Here is a 14,513-nt window from a genome sequence, read left to right as displayed (position 1 = left end):
CTATGAAAAAAATACTAGCTATATGTCTTTCCATAGCCTTGATTTCAGGCTGTGATATATTAAACCCAGAGCCCTTCGCGAACTTAGATGCGAACACAGCACTTCGTGATGGCGCCTCTGCAAATGCGATCATGCTGGGAGCGTATTCCCGCATGCAGGTAGATCCGTACTACGGAGTGGAATTCGTCCTAAATAATGACCTAATCGCCGATAATGCGACCTTCCAAGGCTTCTTTGATAGCCAGCTGGAGATCGATCAGCGTGCCGTTCCCTTCACGAATTTATGGATCACGCAGGCCTGGCCGAATATTTACCGGGTGGTGAATATCGCTAACCTGCTGATTACGGGCATTCCTAACCTAGAAGACGAGACTTTTGGCAATAGAGACCGTGTATTAGGAGAAGCTCATGGCGTTCGTGCCTTGGCCTATTTCGATCTGCTACGTGTGTATGGAGAGTTTTACGACGAAAGCTCCGCCTTCGGTGTGCCACTTCTGCTGGCTCCTATCGAGAACAATGACTTTAATCTAATTCCTAACCTAGCGCGTAGCAGCGTTCAGGAGGTGTATGACCAGATTCTAGCTGATCTCGATGTGGCGATCGCTAATTTAGAAGGCTTTAACGACCGAGGACGTTTTAACTTCTGGGCGGCACTATCCCTGCGAGCGCGTGTGCAGCTTTACCGCAAAAACTACACCGCCGCTGCGGCAGATGCTAATGAGGTGATCAATTCAGGGAACTTTAGTCTCTTAGCTGACGTGAACGCGATTTACGAAGCTACTGAGCCTACCGCTGAATCGATCTTCGAAGTAGAGTTTAACGATCAAGATCAAAGTGGTTTCAATACCTTCACCATCCGTCGAGATGAGTACAATGTAGACCCTTCACTGCTTAACTTCTTCGAAGATGGCGACGCAAGAAGAAACCTATTTATTTTCTTACGTAATGCAAACCGTACGAATAAATATCCGGATAATACCAACTCGAATAATGCCAAAGTATTCCGCTTCGCTGAGCTTTTACTTATCCGCGCGGAGGCCTTAGCTTATGGTTCCGGAAACCGGCGGCGGGCTTAGATGACCTAAATAGCGTACGCGAGAGAGCGGGATTAGCACCACTCGAAACGATCAGCTCACTCGATGATTTCCGTGACGCCTTACTTCGTGAGCGCAGAGCAGAACTCAACTATGAGGGACACCGCTTCTTCGACCTTGTGCGTTTTAATCAAATCGGCACAGTACTCGGCATGCCTGCTTTCAGAAGAGTTTTCCCGATTCCACGCGATGAACTACAAGTTTCCAGCGCACTCGTGCAGAATCCGGGCTATGAAACGCTATAAGCTTAGCCCCCTACTGGCGCGAACTTGGAAATAAATGGCTAGTAGTAGCACTTAAAAATAAAAAGCTATCGGTTCTCCGATAGCTTTTTTTATGCTTGTAAGACCTTCGCGCCTCGGTCACTTACTCACATGCATGCCATGCAAGACCGAACCGAAAGAGGAACTTCATACTTTTTGATACCAAAACTTCATCGGATCCTGAAACACAAACTCAAATCCGTGCTCCACCAGCTTGTCTGCACTTATGGTCTTCCAAGCTCCTGTTTCTGCATACGAAGCAGGGGGGGCAAAGCCCATCCTACGCGCATTTTCTTCGTACACCTCACGGCGACAAGGGTGCAATGGGCTCACGGCATTATACACCTCATTCCATTTTCCTTCCTCAATAACCCACTGAATTAACCGAATGGCATCCTCTTGGTGAATATAGTTGACAGGAGGATTGCCGGCCACTCCCTCCTTGCCTGAAAAGTAGCTCCCTGGCACGCGATTCACACCAAGCAGACCACCGAAGCGCAAGACCGTACAATTGAAATCGCCGCCTTGCATATGGTACTCAGCCGCTAAAATCCCCGGGCTCTCCGACGTTTCTAAGAGCAAGGCGTCCGTTTCTCGTGCGAGCTGCCGCTCATTCGGGTAAACAGAGGTGGAGGAAGCAAAGATCACATGCTTTATCCCCGCCTGCTCGATCATTTCACGCAGGTAGCGCATCTGCTCGGGATAAAAATCCCCAGGCATGCTTCGACTCCGCGGCGGAACATTCACGACCAGCACATCCACCTGAAAAAGTGCCTGATACGCCACGCCCTCCGGATAAGGCTCAGTTTAAAGTACACAGCATGCAGGCCATCAGCCCACAACCGCTCTTTTTTCTGCTCCGACGTGCAGGAGCCTACTACTGTGTAGCCCGCCTCTTTCAGGTGATGCCCTAAAGGCTCCCCCAGCCAGCCAAAACCAATGATTCCTATTTTTTTCATATCGAATTTCCCGCTAATTTTTTTCATTAAACGCAGCCGCAGCCGCAGGGTTTTCTTGAACATGCTTTGCCCTACGGGCAAAAAAAAGCAGCCCGAAAGCTGCTTGATTGTATGCTTTATTTTTTTGGTAGGGTTCCGAAAAGGTAGTCCCAAAGTGGTGAACTCACCCCGAAGGCCGCATCTGGATCCTTATAATGATGCACCGCATGGTTCACCCAGAGCACCTTCAAGAAATTTTTCGGCGGCTGAAAAGCATGTACCGCATAGTGAACCGCCAAATAAGCGGCGTAGCCTACCAAGAATCCCGGCAAGAAATAAAGCGCGTAGTCCTGCATTAGCAGCGTAAACACGCCGTAGAAGATGGCCGCATAAGCAGCACTCACGAAGGGCGGCATGGCTAACCTGTCCTTATCCTTCGGGTAATCGTGATGTACACCATGAATGGAATACTGCAGCTTATCCTTAAACTTCGTATCGGGAAGCATGTGGAAGAAATGCTTGTGCATCATATACTCCACGAAAGTGAAGGCTAAAATTCCTGCTAAGAATATCCCGATACCAAGCGGAAGCGCTATCGTCGTGCTCGTCACCGCATAATAAAAGGATACCGAACTTATCCCCAGAAATAATACGATCGGAATGCTGATATGCGTCCGAGACAATCTCTCCAGTGTCGGATTTTTGAACATTTGAGCAGAACCGGAATTATCAGGCCTGTCCAACCTCCCAATCTTTTTTATTGTGCTACTCATATCCTATTTAAATAGTTGGTTAATGCATACTGAAAAGAACGCGTAATCAAAAAGCATGCAAAAGTACATGCAGATTGGCTATAGAACTATCGCTACAGCCAAAAGTTTATTAGGAAACAAGCGAATTTAGGTCAGGACCTTGTGCGCTTTGGCAATAGTTTCTTCGTAGTAGGCCTCGTAAATAGGCCGTATATTACTGACATCGAAGTCCTTAGCACGCTTAAGTGCATTCGCCTTAAAACGCGGTAAATTTTCTGGTGCCAGCATATAGGCGGCCTTTTCGGTCATCGTAGCCACATCACCGACATGACATGCGAAGCCCGTCACCCCGTCGATGTTTAGCTCAGGTATTCCGCCTGCATTCGAGGTGAGTACAGGCACTTCGCAGGCCATGGCCTCTAAAGCGGCCAAACCGAAACTTTCTTTTTCGGAGGGCATGATGAAGAGATCTGCTACGGAGAGCACCTCCTCTACAGCTTCCAGCTTGCCCAGGAAGCGCACATCATCGCAGGTCCCCAAATCTCTACAGAGGCGCTCCATGCGATCGCGTTCTGGACCATCCCCTACCAAAAGAAGTTTGGCAGGAATACGCTTACGCAGCTCATAAAAGACCCGAATCACATCCTCTACGCGTTTCACCTTTCGGAAGTTGGAGGTATGCACTAAAAGTTTTTCATCGTGTGGACAAATCGCCCGCTTAAAATGCTCTTTTTTCTGCTTTTTAAAGCGGTCCAGATCGATGAAATTTGGGATAACGCGAATATCTCGCTGAACATCGAAGTGGGCATAGGTCGCCTGCCGTAAATCTTCGGAAACGGCAGTCACTCCATCGGACTGATTGATGCTAAAGGTCACCACCGGCTCATAGCTCGGATCTTTTCCCACCAGGGTAATGTCTGTTCCATGCAGCGTGGTGACCACCGGGATTTCGATGCCCTGCACACGCAGGATTTGCTTGGCCATAAAAGCCGCCGAAGCGTGCGGAATCGCATAGTGTACGTGCAGAAGGTCGAGCTGCTCGTATTTGACCACATTCACCATTTTGCTGGCCAGCGCCAACTCATAAGGCGCATGTTCGAAAAGCGGATAGCTTTTAATGTCCACCTCATGGTAAAAGAGGTTTTCACTGAAAAAATCTAAACGGGTGGGCTGTCTATAGGTAATAAAGTGCACCTTGTGCCCCACCTTAGCAAGTGCCTTACCTAACTCCGTAGCCACTACACCACTACCGCCGAAGGTGGGATAACAAACAATGCCTATTTTCATGTGCTTCTCTATTTAATGCTGTATAAACAGCAAAGTAGGGGGAAAATGTTCATTAAATTCTGTGACTCTCGTTACCTAACCAAAACGAACGCGCTAATCCTCGGCATCTACTAAGCGTTCCTGAAATAATTCTATCTGCATCGACTTGTAAATCACATCGTGGATGCGCTGCCGATAGCCCTCCTTTAGAAGTACGTTGTTTTCCGCATTCGGATGTACCCTATTGGAGAGAAAAACGTAGATCAATTCATTATCTGGATCAGCCCAGGCACAGGTTCCTGTGAACCCAGTGTGACCAAAAGTGGATTTAGGCGCTAATTTTCCCGCGCTCCCCCCTTTATCCAATTCTTTTTCCGGCTTATCCCAGCCGAAGCCTCTCCTACTAATCGAGGACTGATAGCCTGTAAAAGTGGCTATGGTTTCGGGGCTATAAAGGGCTAAATCCCCATAATAGCCCCCATTCAGGGCCATTTGCAGCACCGCTGCCACATCAAAAGCCTGACCGAAAAGCCCGCATGGCCCGCTACACCGCCGAACATGGCTGCCCCAGGGTCGTGGACATAGCCATGAACCAGCGTTTTCCGCAGCAGCACATCATACTCGGTAGGGGCGATACGTTCCAAAGGAAATTTCTCTAAAGGATTAAAAACCAAGGTCCTCAGCCCCATCGGTGCATACACGGTCCGGTTTAAGAAACGATCGAGGGGCTCCTGTACCAAGCGCTCCACCACCTCCTGAAGTAAATACATGGTCAGATCTGAATACACATAGGCCGGTTTCCCCCCCGCTTTCGGAGGCTTAACTCCGACTGAATCGTCCAGTGCCAAATGCTGTCCCGCAGGTGATCCATGGCGTACATCCCCGCCGCCACAGGTCGCGAAAACCCCGGCTGCCGCGTGGACTGGTAGTAACTCGGCTTCCACTCCCGCTTCTCTAAAGTCTCTGAATAGTAGGGCAAGTAGGCTTTGAGCCCCGCCTCATGCAGCAGCACCTCTCGAAGTTTCAGCCTGCCCTTATTGGTCTGGCGCAGCTCTGGAAGATAGCGCTCGAGTGGCTGCTCCACATCGAGAAGCCCTCGATCTGCGAGAAACATCACCGCCTGTGTGGTGGCCAAAACCTTCGTCAGGGAGGCCAGGTCATAGATCGACTGCACGGTCGTCGGAGTGCCCCCCTCATACATGTGCCCCCCATAAGCCCGCTCGAAAACCACCTTGCCCGACTTCGCCACCAGCACCACGCCGCCCGGAAACGCCCGACGCCGCATGCCTTCCTCCATAATTTTATCGATCTCCTCCAGCGCATCCGGGTTCATGCCCTGCTGAAAAGGCGTAGCAAAGCCCAGTCGCCAGAGGGCAAAACATCCTCTCCACTGCCTACCCTCCAGCTAAAGGAGGCCGTCACAGGTAGGCGGGCCTGGGTGCCGCGGGCACCAAAGAGTAATTCCGGCACCACATCCTGCACATAACGATTGTTCTCGTAGGCCACCACCACATTCCCTAAACCACTAAGTGCGGCGAGGGCATAAGGAGAGCCGTACAGCACGGGTACCACGGTCTTCACCTTAGCCAGGTCCTTCAGCCAAATCATGTCCATGCGATTCAGCCCATAATTACTGCCCGCACCCCCACTGACACCCATCAGGTTCACGACCACTACATCGAACTCCGCCAACTTATCCCGCAGTGCGCGATTCGTCTCCCCTTTTCCGATGCTAAAATGCTTCGCCTCGGCATAGCGATCGAATTTCTCCTGAAAGACACTCGCGTCGCCGCCGATCGTAAGGGTGGCGACACGGTTCAGGTCTAAAAACTTCATGGGTAAAAAGCCATCCTCGTTATCCAAAACCGTGAGCGAAGCCGCATACAATTCTTTTAGTAGTGCGTCAGTAGCAGGTGTATGCAAGCGCTCAGCAAGTCCTGCCGTAAAAACAGGCCCCTGCCGGTGAAGGCCAGCCCAGTATTTCGCCTTTAAAATCTTTACCACCTTCGCATTAAGCACCCGCTCCTCGAGCTCCCCTTTGCGCAGCGCCTCGATAATCAGCCGCTTCGCCTTCGGCACATCCTCTGCGAAAAGCAGCACATCATTCCCGGCCAGCAATGCCTTCAAATCGACTTCCCCCGGCTTATTAAAATTACTCACGCCCTTCATGTTCAAGGCATCCGTGAAGGCCAGCCCCTGGAAGCCCATCTCCTCCTGCAGCAGGCCCTGCACCACCTTCGGCGAAAGTGTGGTCGCTAAATTCGGGGTGGCATCTAAAGCCGGAATATGCAGGTGCGCCACCATTACACTGGTGAGCCCCTCCTGAAAAAGCATGCGGAAAGGCACCAGATCCACCTCCTCCAGGTGCGCCCGACTGTTCCGAATCACGGGTAGCGTGTGATGAGAATCCGATTCCGTGTCCCCATGTCCGGGGAAATGCTTGGCGTTCGCCAAAACTTTTTGCTCCTGCAAGCCCTTCATGTAGGCGCTCGCCAGCTGCCCCACCCGTACTGGATCCTCCCCGAAGGAGCGATTGCCGATCACGGGATTTCGAGGGTTCGCATTCACATCCACCACCGGTGCAAAATTAATATGCATGCCGATCTCCCGAAACTGCCGGCCGATTTCATTTCCCATCGTTCGGATCAACTCCGGGCTGGTCTGCGCCCCTAAGGTCATGGCCCGAGGAAAAGCAGGAAGCGAGTCCAGCCGCATCTGCATGCCCCACTCCGCGTCCATGGCTAAGAATAAAGGCACCTTCGCCAGCCCTTGGTAGCGATTCGTCAGCGAGGCCTGCCGTCCGGGTCCCCCCTGAAAAAAGATCAGACCCCCTACGCCCTCCTGCTCCACCAGCCGCGCGATCGCCGCCTCATGGGCCGCCCCCTTATTCGAATAGGCCGCCACCATAAACAGCTGCCCGATGCGCTCCTCTAAACTCATGGCCTGAAACTGCGCCTCGACCCAAGCCATCTGCTCCGCATAATCGCGGGTTAAGAGCGGGTCCTTGGTTTGGGCCCCTAAGGCCAAAGCAGCAGAAAGGTAGCCATGTAAATGAGGTAAACTTTTCGGGTCATGGTGCTGTTTAATTTTAAAAACCTGAAAATTAGGATAACTTTGTAAACGTGACAGTGCGTTACAAAGCTACTTGTTTTTATTCGTCTAAGAGGTCGAATTTAGCGAATTCAATCAAGTAACGAAGGAAATAGAGTAAAAATTGAAGAGAGTTGCCCATGAAATTTCCCTCCATCTTTAAAACAGCCAAGCCGATGCGTTTCGACATCAAACCGCGCTACTATGATCCCGTGCGCGAGGAAATAGAACAGCGCACAGAGCGTATCCGACGCGAACTGCAGGCCGATGGCAAAATCGCCAGCGAAGACTCCGAACGGCAGCGGCTGCAGGGCGATTATGGCAGTGGAATCCGCGGGGCCTTCGCCCAGGGTGGCAGCATCGGGGGTAGAAAAAGTAGCGCCGCCAGCCAAACAGGCATCTTGCGCCTGGTAATACTTATTTTCTTAGTAGGAAGTTTTTTCGGTTATGTGTACCTTGGTCCGGTTATTTTATATGTACTGGGCTATGGTGGTGTGTCCATCGCAGGCCTCTTATTTTTAAACCGCTTAAGAAAGGGACGGATTAGATGAGTGATATTATCCAACTTCTTCCCGATGCTATCGCGAACCAAATAGCCGCAGGAGAAGTCGTTCAGCGTCCCGCATCGGCGCTTAAAGAGTTGTTAGAAAATGCCGTAGATGCTGGGGCTACTCACATCCAAGTGCTCATAAAAGAGGCAGGAAAGCAGCTCATTCAGGTCATCGATAATGGCAAAGGAATGAGCGGAACAGATGCGCGTATGAGCTTCGAACGCCATGCTACCTCTAAAATCCGTGCTTCAGAAGACCTCTTCGCCATCAAGACCTTTGGCTTCCGAGGGGAAGCGCTCGCCTCCATCGCGGCAGTCGCCCAGGTAGAGATGAAAACCAAACGCGCCGCAGATGAACTCGGCACACGTCTCCTCATAGAGGGCTCCGAAGTAAAGGAGCAGAAGCCCGCAGCACTTCCTGATGGCACCGCCATCGCTGTAAAAAACCTCTTCTTTAATGTGCCCGCGCGCAGAAATTTCCTCAAATCTAACGCCGTAGAGATGCGACACCTCGTGGAGGAGTTTCAACGTGTGGCTCTCGCACATCCCGAAATTAAAATGAGCCTCCACCAGCAGGACATGGAGCTCTACCAGCTGCCCGCCAGCTCACTACAGCAGCGTATCGTGGCTCTGATGGGCAAGCAGTACCGCAGCCAGCTCATCGCCGCGCAGGAAGAAAGCCCCTTTCTGACCATCAGTGGCTTCGTAGGCAAGCCTGAGCTCGCACGTAAAACGAAGGGGGAACAGTACCTCTTCGTAAACCATCGCTATATCCGAAGCCCCTACCTACACCACGCCGTATGCACTGCCTATGAGGGACTTATCGCTTCCGACTTGCACCCTTTTTATGTGCTTTTCTTAGAAATCGACCCGAAACATATCGATATCAACGTCCACCCGACAAAAACAGAAATCAAATTTGACGATGAACGTACCATCTATGGTGTCGTCAAAACTGCACTACGTCAGGCGCTCGGAGGGCACCTGGTCGTCCCTACGATCGACTTTGACCTGGACGTGAATTTCACAGATAATTTCCAGAAAAATACTCGCCAGCAAGAAACGCTGGATGAAGAACACCGTATTGAAATTGATGAGCGCACCATTTACCCCGATAAAAGTGCGCACTCCTCGACCCGCATAGACTTTCGCCCTGGCTTTCAGCGCCCTTCTGCGCGGGGCTGGGAAAAGCTCTTCGAAGCAGGTGCCGAACCGGGGGCGCCAGCGCCAAAATCCATGGGACAGAGCTCCCTAGATCCTGGCAAACTCGCCCGAGAAGAAGAAACCCTGACCTTTGCCTCACGGGCAAATGAAGAGGATAGATCCTCAGCGACCCTCCCGAAGCGCCCGCTACTCGAAAAGGAACAGGCGGGGATGACCTTTCAGATCGATGCCAGCTACATCGTGGCGCAGCTTTCAGGGAGCTTGGTTATCATCGATCAGCAAGCCGCGCATGAGCGCATCCTGTACGAACGGTACATGCGGCAGTACGAAAAACAGCAGGGAGCCAGCCAGCAGTGCTTGTTTCCCCAGCATATCAGTCTGCATCCAGCCGACTTCGCGCTGGTTATGGACATCATGGAAGACCTGCAGCGACTTGGGTTCGAGCTCAGCGTCTTCGGCCAAGACACCCTGCTTATCCAGGGGGTTCCTGCTGATGTCCCCGTCAGTGACGGCAAAGCTCTTTTCGAAGGTCTCCTTGACCAGTTTAAACACTTTAAGGATAAACTGTCTTTAGGTACCAGAGAAACCTCGCACGCGCACTCGCGAAACGCGCCGCGAAGAAAAAGGGCACTGCCTTAGATAAATTAGAAATGGAGACGCTCGTGGGACAGCTCTTCGCCTGTGAACAACCGAACTACGGCCTAGCCGGAAATAAAACCTTTATCAAGTTAGGACCGGATCGCCTCCGCTCCTTCTTTAGCTAACGAAGCATGTTTAACAACCTGACGCCGACTGTAAAATCGCTCCTACTGATCACCATAGGTTCCTTCCTCGTGGTGAGCTTTATACTGCCTGAACTGCAGGCTATTTTGGCACTCTATTACATCCAAAGCCCCCGCTTTATCCCCACCCAGTACATCAGCTACATGTTTATGCACGCTGACGGCTGGCATTTATTTTCGAATATGCTAGGATTATTCGTTTTCGGACCCTTATTGGAACAATCTTTGGGGCCAAAACGGTTATTGACATTGTGGATGGTATGTGGCGTCGGGTCAGGATTACTCTATTCCGGGTATACTTCCTTTAAAGTGCATCGCATGGATCAGAAGATCGAAGCCTTCACGGCCGATCCCGATCCCGATCGCCTCGTGGCCTTCGTCCGCGACTATCCCCACCTGTACCGCAGCACGGTATATGACTTCATCGATGATTACGAGCGCGCCACAGGCGAAGAGCGTAAAAACCTTGAACGACAGGCCGTGCGTGACATGCAGGGGGCCAGAAATAATCAAGTAAACGTGCCCATGGTGGGTGCTTCAGGGGCCCTGTTCGGGATATTAATCGCCTTCGCGATGCTCTTCCCTAACCTGCAGCTCTTCCTGCTCATTCCCCCTATGCCTGTGCGCGCGAAATATTTAGTGCTGTTCTATAGTTTGTACACCGTTTATAACCTATTAAACAGAAACCCTTACGATAATGTGGCGCACTTTGCCCACTTAGCAGGACTCCTCATCGGAGCAGTGATGATCATCTATTGGAAAAGAAACAGCGGCATACGCTATTAAAAAGATAAGAAGTAAAACATGTACGGTGGATTTTGGGATAACTTAAAAAATGCATTTAAATACAGCAACAACAGTCTGTATAAACTGCTGGCGATTAATTTAATCGTCTTCTTCGTGATGCTCTTCTTCCGGGTCGTCATGGCCATCGGAGGAGCAGGGGCAGCCTACGGCAAATTAATAGGCTTCCTGATGCTTCCCGCGGACCTCGGGCAGCTCCTCTTTCAGCCCTGGACGCTCTTTACCTACATGTTTCTTCACGAAGGTATCTTCCACATTCTTTTTAATATGCTCTTCCTCTACTGGTTTGGGCTGATAGTTAACGAATACCTCGGCAGTAGAAAACTCGCTAATATTTACGTCTTAGGAGGGCTGGCGGGTGCAGCGCTGTACCTGCTTATCTATAATATCTCCCCGATGTTCTCAGAATCCGTGAGTAGCTCGCGTATGCTGGGCGCAAGTGCAGGAGTGTATGCAGTAGTCGTAGGTGCAGCTACCTTAGACCCGAATCGGACATTCCAACTTTTAATCCTGGGTCCTGTTAAAATCAAATACATCGCACTTTTTTATGTCATCATCGCATTCGCGAATAGTGCAGGTGCCAATGCAGGAGGAGAACTAGCTCACCTGGGAGGGGCTGCCATGGGTTTCTTCTACATCCTCCAGCTGAAAAAGGGGAATGATCTGGGCCGCATCGTGCAGACGGTAGGTCAGTTTTTCGAGAAGCTGTTCAAGGCCCGTCCTGCTATCCGCGTCACCTACCGCAGAAAAGGAGAGTCTCCCGATAAATCCCCCAGCTTCACCGTGGGTGGAAGTCCAAAGGAGTCAGAGCCTAGCAAAAAATTCGGCAGCAAAAGCAGTTCTTCCAGCAGAAGTGCCCTGACGACGCAAGAAGAAATCGATGCTATCCTCGATAAAATTGCCGAAAAAGGCTACGACTCCCTTAGCAAAGACGAAAAACGTAAGCTTTTCGAGTTTAGCAAGAAAAATTAAGTCGGAACGGAGTAAAGGAATACCTGAAAAAAGCTTTTCTGTCTGCTATAGAAAGGCTTTTTTCAGGTCTGCATCCACTACACTTATCGAGAAAACTGATAAACCACACCTACCCGCAAATATTGGGCACGCTGGTTTTGACTTTGGATCGAAAACTGGGTATTAAATCCGAACTGCTCCGTCGCTCGAATAAAGGCCCCCAACCCGAAATTGGCCCCCGGCCGAGTCTGGCGCAGCCCCGCATCGCCAGGCTGTAAGTTGATCCAGTAATTATTATACCCCCCCATGATATATACTTGGGAGATCCCCCTGGTCAAATAATACCGTAAATCTACATTTACATTCGTGGAATTTCCCACCTCCGGAAACCAAACCGTAAAGGTAGGCGCGATCGAAAACATGTCCGCGAAAAAATACTCCACACCCACATGCGTCCCCGCTTTTTGGAGGAAGCCGATGCGGTAGTCTCCCCCCCCTTGAAGGCGTATATCCCCTACCTCTTGCGCGGAAGCGCTCCAGCTTAAAAGCAAAAATAACCCCAATACGCCTATCGTTCTTCTCATTTCTTTTCTACTAAAGTGGCCACCTCATTTTTATTTGCCAGCTGCCCGCAGGCCGCATCGATATCCTGTCCCCGCGAGCGACGCACCTTCGCCACGATCCCATTTTCCTCTAATATCCGCACATACATGTCCACCGCCTCCTGCGCCGCCTGGCGGAAATCCCCCTCATCGATAGGATTATACTGAATGATATTCACCTTCGAGGGAATATGGCGACAGAACTTAACCAGCGCCCGCGCATGCCGCTCATCGTCATTTATCCCCTGCCAGATCACATACTCATAGGTCACCCGGCGCTGCGTCTTTTGATACCAATACACCAGTGCCTCAGCCAGCTCCTCCAGCGGACTTTTATCGTTAATCGGCATCAGCCGGCTCCGCGTCTCATTAATCGCACTGTGTAGCGAGACAGCCAAATTAAACTTGACCTCCTCATCTGCCATGCGGCGAATCATCTTCGGAATGCCCACCGTGGAAAGGGTGATCCGGCGTGGCGCCATGCCCAGCCCCTCCGGAGAGGTGATTTTCTCGATGGCAGCCAGCACGTTCGCATAATTCAGCAGCGGCTCTCCCATACCCATAAACACGATATTCGTAAGCGGACGCTGAAAAAACTGCTCCGCCTCCTCCTTAATGGCCACCACCTGATCGTAAATTTCATCCGGCTGCAGGTTGCGCATCCGCTTCAAGCGCGCTGTAGCACAAAAATTACAGTCCAAGCTGCAGCCCACTTGGGAGGATACACAAGCCGTGATCCGCTTCTCCGTAGGGATCAGCACCGACTCCACGATCTTATCATCATGCAGCTTTACCGCATTCTTGATCGTCCCATCCACCGAATGCTGCATGACATCCACACGCACATGATTAATCACAAAATGCGCCTTTAGCATCTCCCGCGTGCTGAGGGAAATGTTCGTCATGTCATCGAAATTCTTGAGCGACTTATTCCATAACCAGTCATAGACTTGCTTGGCGCGGAATTTTTTATCACCTTGAGCGATGAAGAAAGCCTCCAGCTCAGCTAAAGAAAGCTGACGGATATCGGTTTTGGTGGGTACTTGCATGGTACAAAGATAATAAATATCAGCGGTTTCCACCTTGTTTGTGCCCAGCGGGCCTTCATTCCCTATCGCTTCTCACATGCTAAAGAAAGCCATACTCCGCCTCCTCTACCCCCTAAAAAGAGGCTTTTCCTACGCCAAACTGCAGCTTGGGCTAAAACTCGGGCTGATCCGCAGCCTCATGCTCATGCCCTATAAAGGTTTTGGAAATGAAGAGGAAATCTACTTTATGGGGCGCGTGCTGCGCGACCGGGGCATCGGCCTCTCCGCCATCGAGGATAGCCGCTTCCGAAATTTCCGCAAGATGTACAAGCGCTTCATGAGCTGGGAAATCCCCTTTGGCACGGTCAGTGCCCGCATCGGAGGACAGACCTACCAGACCCGCTGCGACGAGGAAGGCTACTTCGCCTTTCGCCTGCCCCTACGCCGCGAGCCCAGCGCCTACTCCCATGTACTCAGCCTGCGCGTGCAGCTGGAAGACAAGCTGCTGCCCAGCCAGCCCGAAGTGAGTGCCACCGCCTACTGCTACATCCCGGGGACAAAAAGCCAGTTCGGCATCATCTCCGACATCGACGACACCATCGTGCCCACCGGAGCCACACGCCTCTGGGAAATGCTAAAAACGACCTTTCTGGGAAATGCACACACACGCCTGCCCTTCGGCGGGGTGGCGCCCTTCTACCGAGCACTCAGCCAAGGGCATGCCCATGAACCGCAGCACCCCTTCTTCTATGTGTCCTCCTCCCCCTGGAACCTCTACGATTTTTTGACCGAATTTCTGGAAGCTCATCGCCTGCCGCTAGGGCCGCTGATGCTCCGCGATCTGGGCATTTCCCGCGAACAATTTATCGCCGGAAGCCATGAAGCGCATAAGCTGCAGCAGATCGACCACATTTTCTCCCTGCACCGGGAGCTGGACTTCCTGCTTATCGGGGACTCCGGCCAGAAGGACGCGGAAATCTACTGGCGCGTGGCGCAAAGGGACCCTAAACGCATAAAGGCTGTGTATATCCGGCATGTGAAGGCAGCTAAAACCCCTGAAATGGAGCGATTCCGCGAACGCTTCGCAGAACTAGGGATTCCCTTCCTACTCAGCGAAACCACCGAAGCTGCCGCCCGTCATGCCGCAGCCGCAGGCTGGATAGATCCCGAGACCCTAACGGAAATCAGCCAAACCTGCCGCGAAAGCCGACACTAAACGCTAAAAGATA

17 protein-coding genes are annotated in these 14,513 nt (G+C 51.5%); 7 read left to right on the top strand and 10 right to left on the bottom strand.

The features are described from left to right. Positions 1-2 precede the first annotated feature (2 nt). Complete coding sequence (locus A3SI_RS09165) at positions 3-1,076, top strand: RagB/SusD family nutrient uptake outer membrane protein (protein ID WP_009055321.1); 1,074 nt, start codon at positions 3-5, stop codon at positions 1,074-1,076. Positions 1,077-1,213: 137 nt separating this feature from the next. Beyond that, positions 1,214-1,339, top strand: a complete 126-nt coding sequence (locus A3SI_RS20725) for a hypothetical protein (RefSeq protein ID WP_083836478.1) — start codon at positions 1,214-1,216, stop codon at positions 1,337-1,339. A gap of 165 nt (positions 1,340-1,504) precedes the next feature. Here A3SI_RS20725 and A3SI_RS09160 read toward each other — a convergent pair whose 3' ends face one another. From A3SI_RS09160 to A3SI_RS20705, 8 genes are all read right to left on the bottom strand, one after another. Further along, positions 1,505-2,143, bottom strand: a complete 639-nt coding sequence (locus A3SI_RS09160) for a Rossmann-fold NAD(P)-binding domain-containing protein (RefSeq protein ID WP_238531700.1) — start codon at positions 2,141-2,143, stop codon at positions 1,505-1,507. Then, entirely contained in the window at positions 2,101-2,316 is a 216-nt protein-coding gene (locus tag A3SI_RS20720; protein ID WP_238531699.1) for an NAD(P)-binding domain-containing protein, read from the bottom strand. Before A3SI_RS20720 ends, A3SI_RS09160 begins: the two co-directional genes overlap by 43 nt. A 116-nt stretch (positions 2,317-2,432) precedes the next feature. Beyond that, entirely contained in the window at positions 2,433-3,056 is a 624-nt protein-coding gene (locus A3SI_RS09155) for a sterol desaturase family protein (RefSeq protein WP_202946856.1), read from the bottom strand. 138 nt (positions 3,057-3,194) lie between these two features. Then, positions 3,195-4,334 (bottom strand): N-acetyl-alpha-D-glucosaminyl L-malate synthase BshA, encoded by a 1,140-nt coding sequence (bshA, locus tag A3SI_RS09150; RefSeq protein ID WP_009055316.1) that lies wholly within the window; start codon positions 4,332-4,334, stop codon positions 3,195-3,197. A gap of 93 nt (positions 4,335-4,427) precedes the next feature. After that, positions 4,428-4,823, bottom strand: coding sequence for a serine hydrolase (locus A3SI_RS21605; RefSeq protein ID WP_262491768.1), 396 nt, complete (start codon positions 4,821-4,823; stop codon positions 4,428-4,430). Further along, a complete protein-coding gene (locus A3SI_RS21600) occupies positions 4,796-5,101 on the bottom strand; it encodes a serine hydrolase family protein (protein ID WP_009055314.1) in 306 nt (101 codons plus the stop codon). Before A3SI_RS21600 ends, A3SI_RS21605 begins: the two co-directional genes overlap by 28 nt. Then, positions 5,086-5,646, bottom strand: coding sequence for a serine hydrolase domain-containing protein (locus A3SI_RS20710; protein WP_050977468.1), 561 nt, complete (start codon positions 5,644-5,646; stop codon positions 5,086-5,088). Before A3SI_RS20710 ends, A3SI_RS21600 begins: the two co-directional genes overlap by 16 nt. Further along, complete coding sequence (locus tag A3SI_RS20705) at positions 5,643-7,340, bottom strand: glycoside hydrolase family 3 protein (protein WP_050977466.1); 1,698 nt, start codon at positions 7,338-7,340, stop codon at positions 5,643-5,645. The genes A3SI_RS20710 and A3SI_RS20705 overlap by 4 nt, the downstream gene beginning before the upstream one ends. Before the next feature lie 203 nt (positions 7,341-7,543). On the opposite strand from A3SI_RS20705, the gene A3SI_RS09140 reads away from it, so the two are divergent. The 4 genes from A3SI_RS09140 to A3SI_RS09125 all read left to right on the top strand — a co-directional run bounded on the left by A3SI_RS09140 (position 7,544) and on the right by A3SI_RS09125 (position 11,675). Next, complete coding sequence (locus A3SI_RS09140) at positions 7,544-7,954, top strand: hypothetical protein (RefSeq protein WP_009055313.1); 411 nt, start codon at positions 7,544-7,546, stop codon at positions 7,952-7,954. After that, a complete protein-coding gene (gene mutL / locus A3SI_RS09135) occupies positions 7,951-9,756 on the top strand; it encodes a DNA mismatch repair endonuclease MutL (protein WP_009055312.1) in 1,806 nt (601 codons plus the stop codon). Before A3SI_RS09140 ends, mutL begins: the two co-directional genes overlap by 4 nt. 131 nt (positions 9,757-9,887) lie before the next feature. Then, positions 9,888-10,685 (top strand): rhomboid family intramembrane serine protease, encoded by a 798-nt coding sequence (locus tag A3SI_RS09130; protein ID WP_009055310.1) that lies wholly within the window; start codon positions 9,888-9,890, stop codon positions 10,683-10,685. A gap of 18 nt (positions 10,686-10,703) precedes the next feature. Further along, complete coding sequence (locus A3SI_RS09125) at positions 10,704-11,675, top strand: rhomboid family protein (RefSeq protein ID WP_009055309.1); 972 nt, start codon at positions 10,704-10,706, stop codon at positions 11,673-11,675. A gap of 83 nt (positions 11,676-11,758) precedes the next feature. On the opposite strand, the gene A3SI_RS09120 is transcribed toward A3SI_RS09125, so the two are convergent. Continuing rightward, positions 11,759-12,238 carry a hypothetical protein gene (locus A3SI_RS09120; RefSeq protein WP_009055308.1) on the bottom strand — a complete coding sequence of 160 codons (480 nt, stop codon included), beginning with the start codon at positions 12,236-12,238 and terminating at the stop codon, positions 11,759-11,761. Continuing rightward, positions 12,235-13,305: a 23S rRNA (adenine(2503)-C(2))-methyltransferase RlmN gene (gene rlmN, locus A3SI_RS09115; RefSeq protein WP_040670576.1), complete on the bottom strand. Its 1,071-nt coding sequence runs from the start codon at positions 13,303-13,305 to the stop codon at positions 12,235-12,237. Before rlmN ends, A3SI_RS09120 begins: the two co-directional genes overlap by 4 nt. 76 nt (positions 13,306-13,381) lie before the next feature. Here rlmN and A3SI_RS09110 point away from each other — a divergent pair, with 76 nt between their 5' ends. Then, positions 13,382-14,500 carry an App1 family protein gene (locus A3SI_RS09110; RefSeq protein ID WP_009055304.1) on the top strand — a complete coding sequence of 373 codons (1,119 nt, stop codon included), beginning with the start codon at positions 13,382-13,384 and terminating at the stop codon, positions 14,498-14,500. Positions 14,501-14,513: the final 13 nt, after the last annotated feature.

It is taken from the genome of Nitritalea halalkaliphila LW7 (assembly GCF_000265075.1).
In the GTDB taxonomy this organism is placed as follows: Bacteria; Bacteroidota; Bacteroidia; order Cytophagales; family Cyclobacteriaceae; genus Nitritalea; species Nitritalea halalkaliphila.
The sequence above is the reverse complement of the archived record's forward strand: the minus strand, read 5'-3'. Positions and strand labels throughout refer to the sequence as shown.

Bases quoted from the DNA above. Each gene is read 5' to 3' on its own strand.
- A3SI_RS09165 (WP_009055321.1), top strand. From the start codon at position 3: ATGAAAAAAATACTAGCTATATGTCTTTCCATAGCCTTGATTTCAGGC.
- A3SI_RS20720 (WP_238531699.1), bottom strand. From the start codon at position 2,316: ATGAAAAAAATAGGAATCATTGGTTTTGGCTGGCTGGGGGAGCCTTTA.
- bshA (WP_009055316.1), bottom strand. From the start codon at position 4,334: ATGAAAATAGGCATTGTTTGTTATCCCACCTTCGGCGGTAGTGGTGTA.
- A3SI_RS20710 (WP_050977468.1), bottom strand. From the start codon at position 5,646: ATGAACCCGGATGCGCTGGAGGAGATCGATAAAATTATGGAGGAAGGC.
- A3SI_RS09140 (WP_009055313.1), top strand. From the start codon at position 7,544: ATGAAATTTCCCTCCATCTTTAAAACAGCCAAGCCGATGCGTTTCGAC.
- mutL (WP_009055312.1), top strand. From the start codon at position 7,951: ATGAGTGATATTATCCAACTTCTTCCCGATGCTATCGCGAACCAAATA.
- A3SI_RS09130 (WP_009055310.1), top strand. From the start codon at position 9,888: ATGTTTAACAACCTGACGCCGACTGTAAAATCGCTCCTACTGATCACC.
- A3SI_RS09125 (WP_009055309.1), top strand. From the start codon at position 10,704: ATGTACGGTGGATTTTGGGATAACTTAAAAAATGCATTTAAATACAGC.
- A3SI_RS09120 (WP_009055308.1), bottom strand. From the start codon at position 12,238: ATGAGAAGAACGATAGGCGTATTGGGGTTATTTTTGCTTTTAAGCTGG.
- rlmN (WP_040670576.1), bottom strand. From the start codon at position 13,305: ATGCAAGTACCCACCAAAACCGATATCCGTCAGCTTTCTTTAGCTGAG.
- A3SI_RS09110 (WP_009055304.1), top strand. From the start codon at position 13,382: ATGCTAAAGAAAGCCATACTCCGCCTCCTCTACCCCCTAAAAAGAGGC.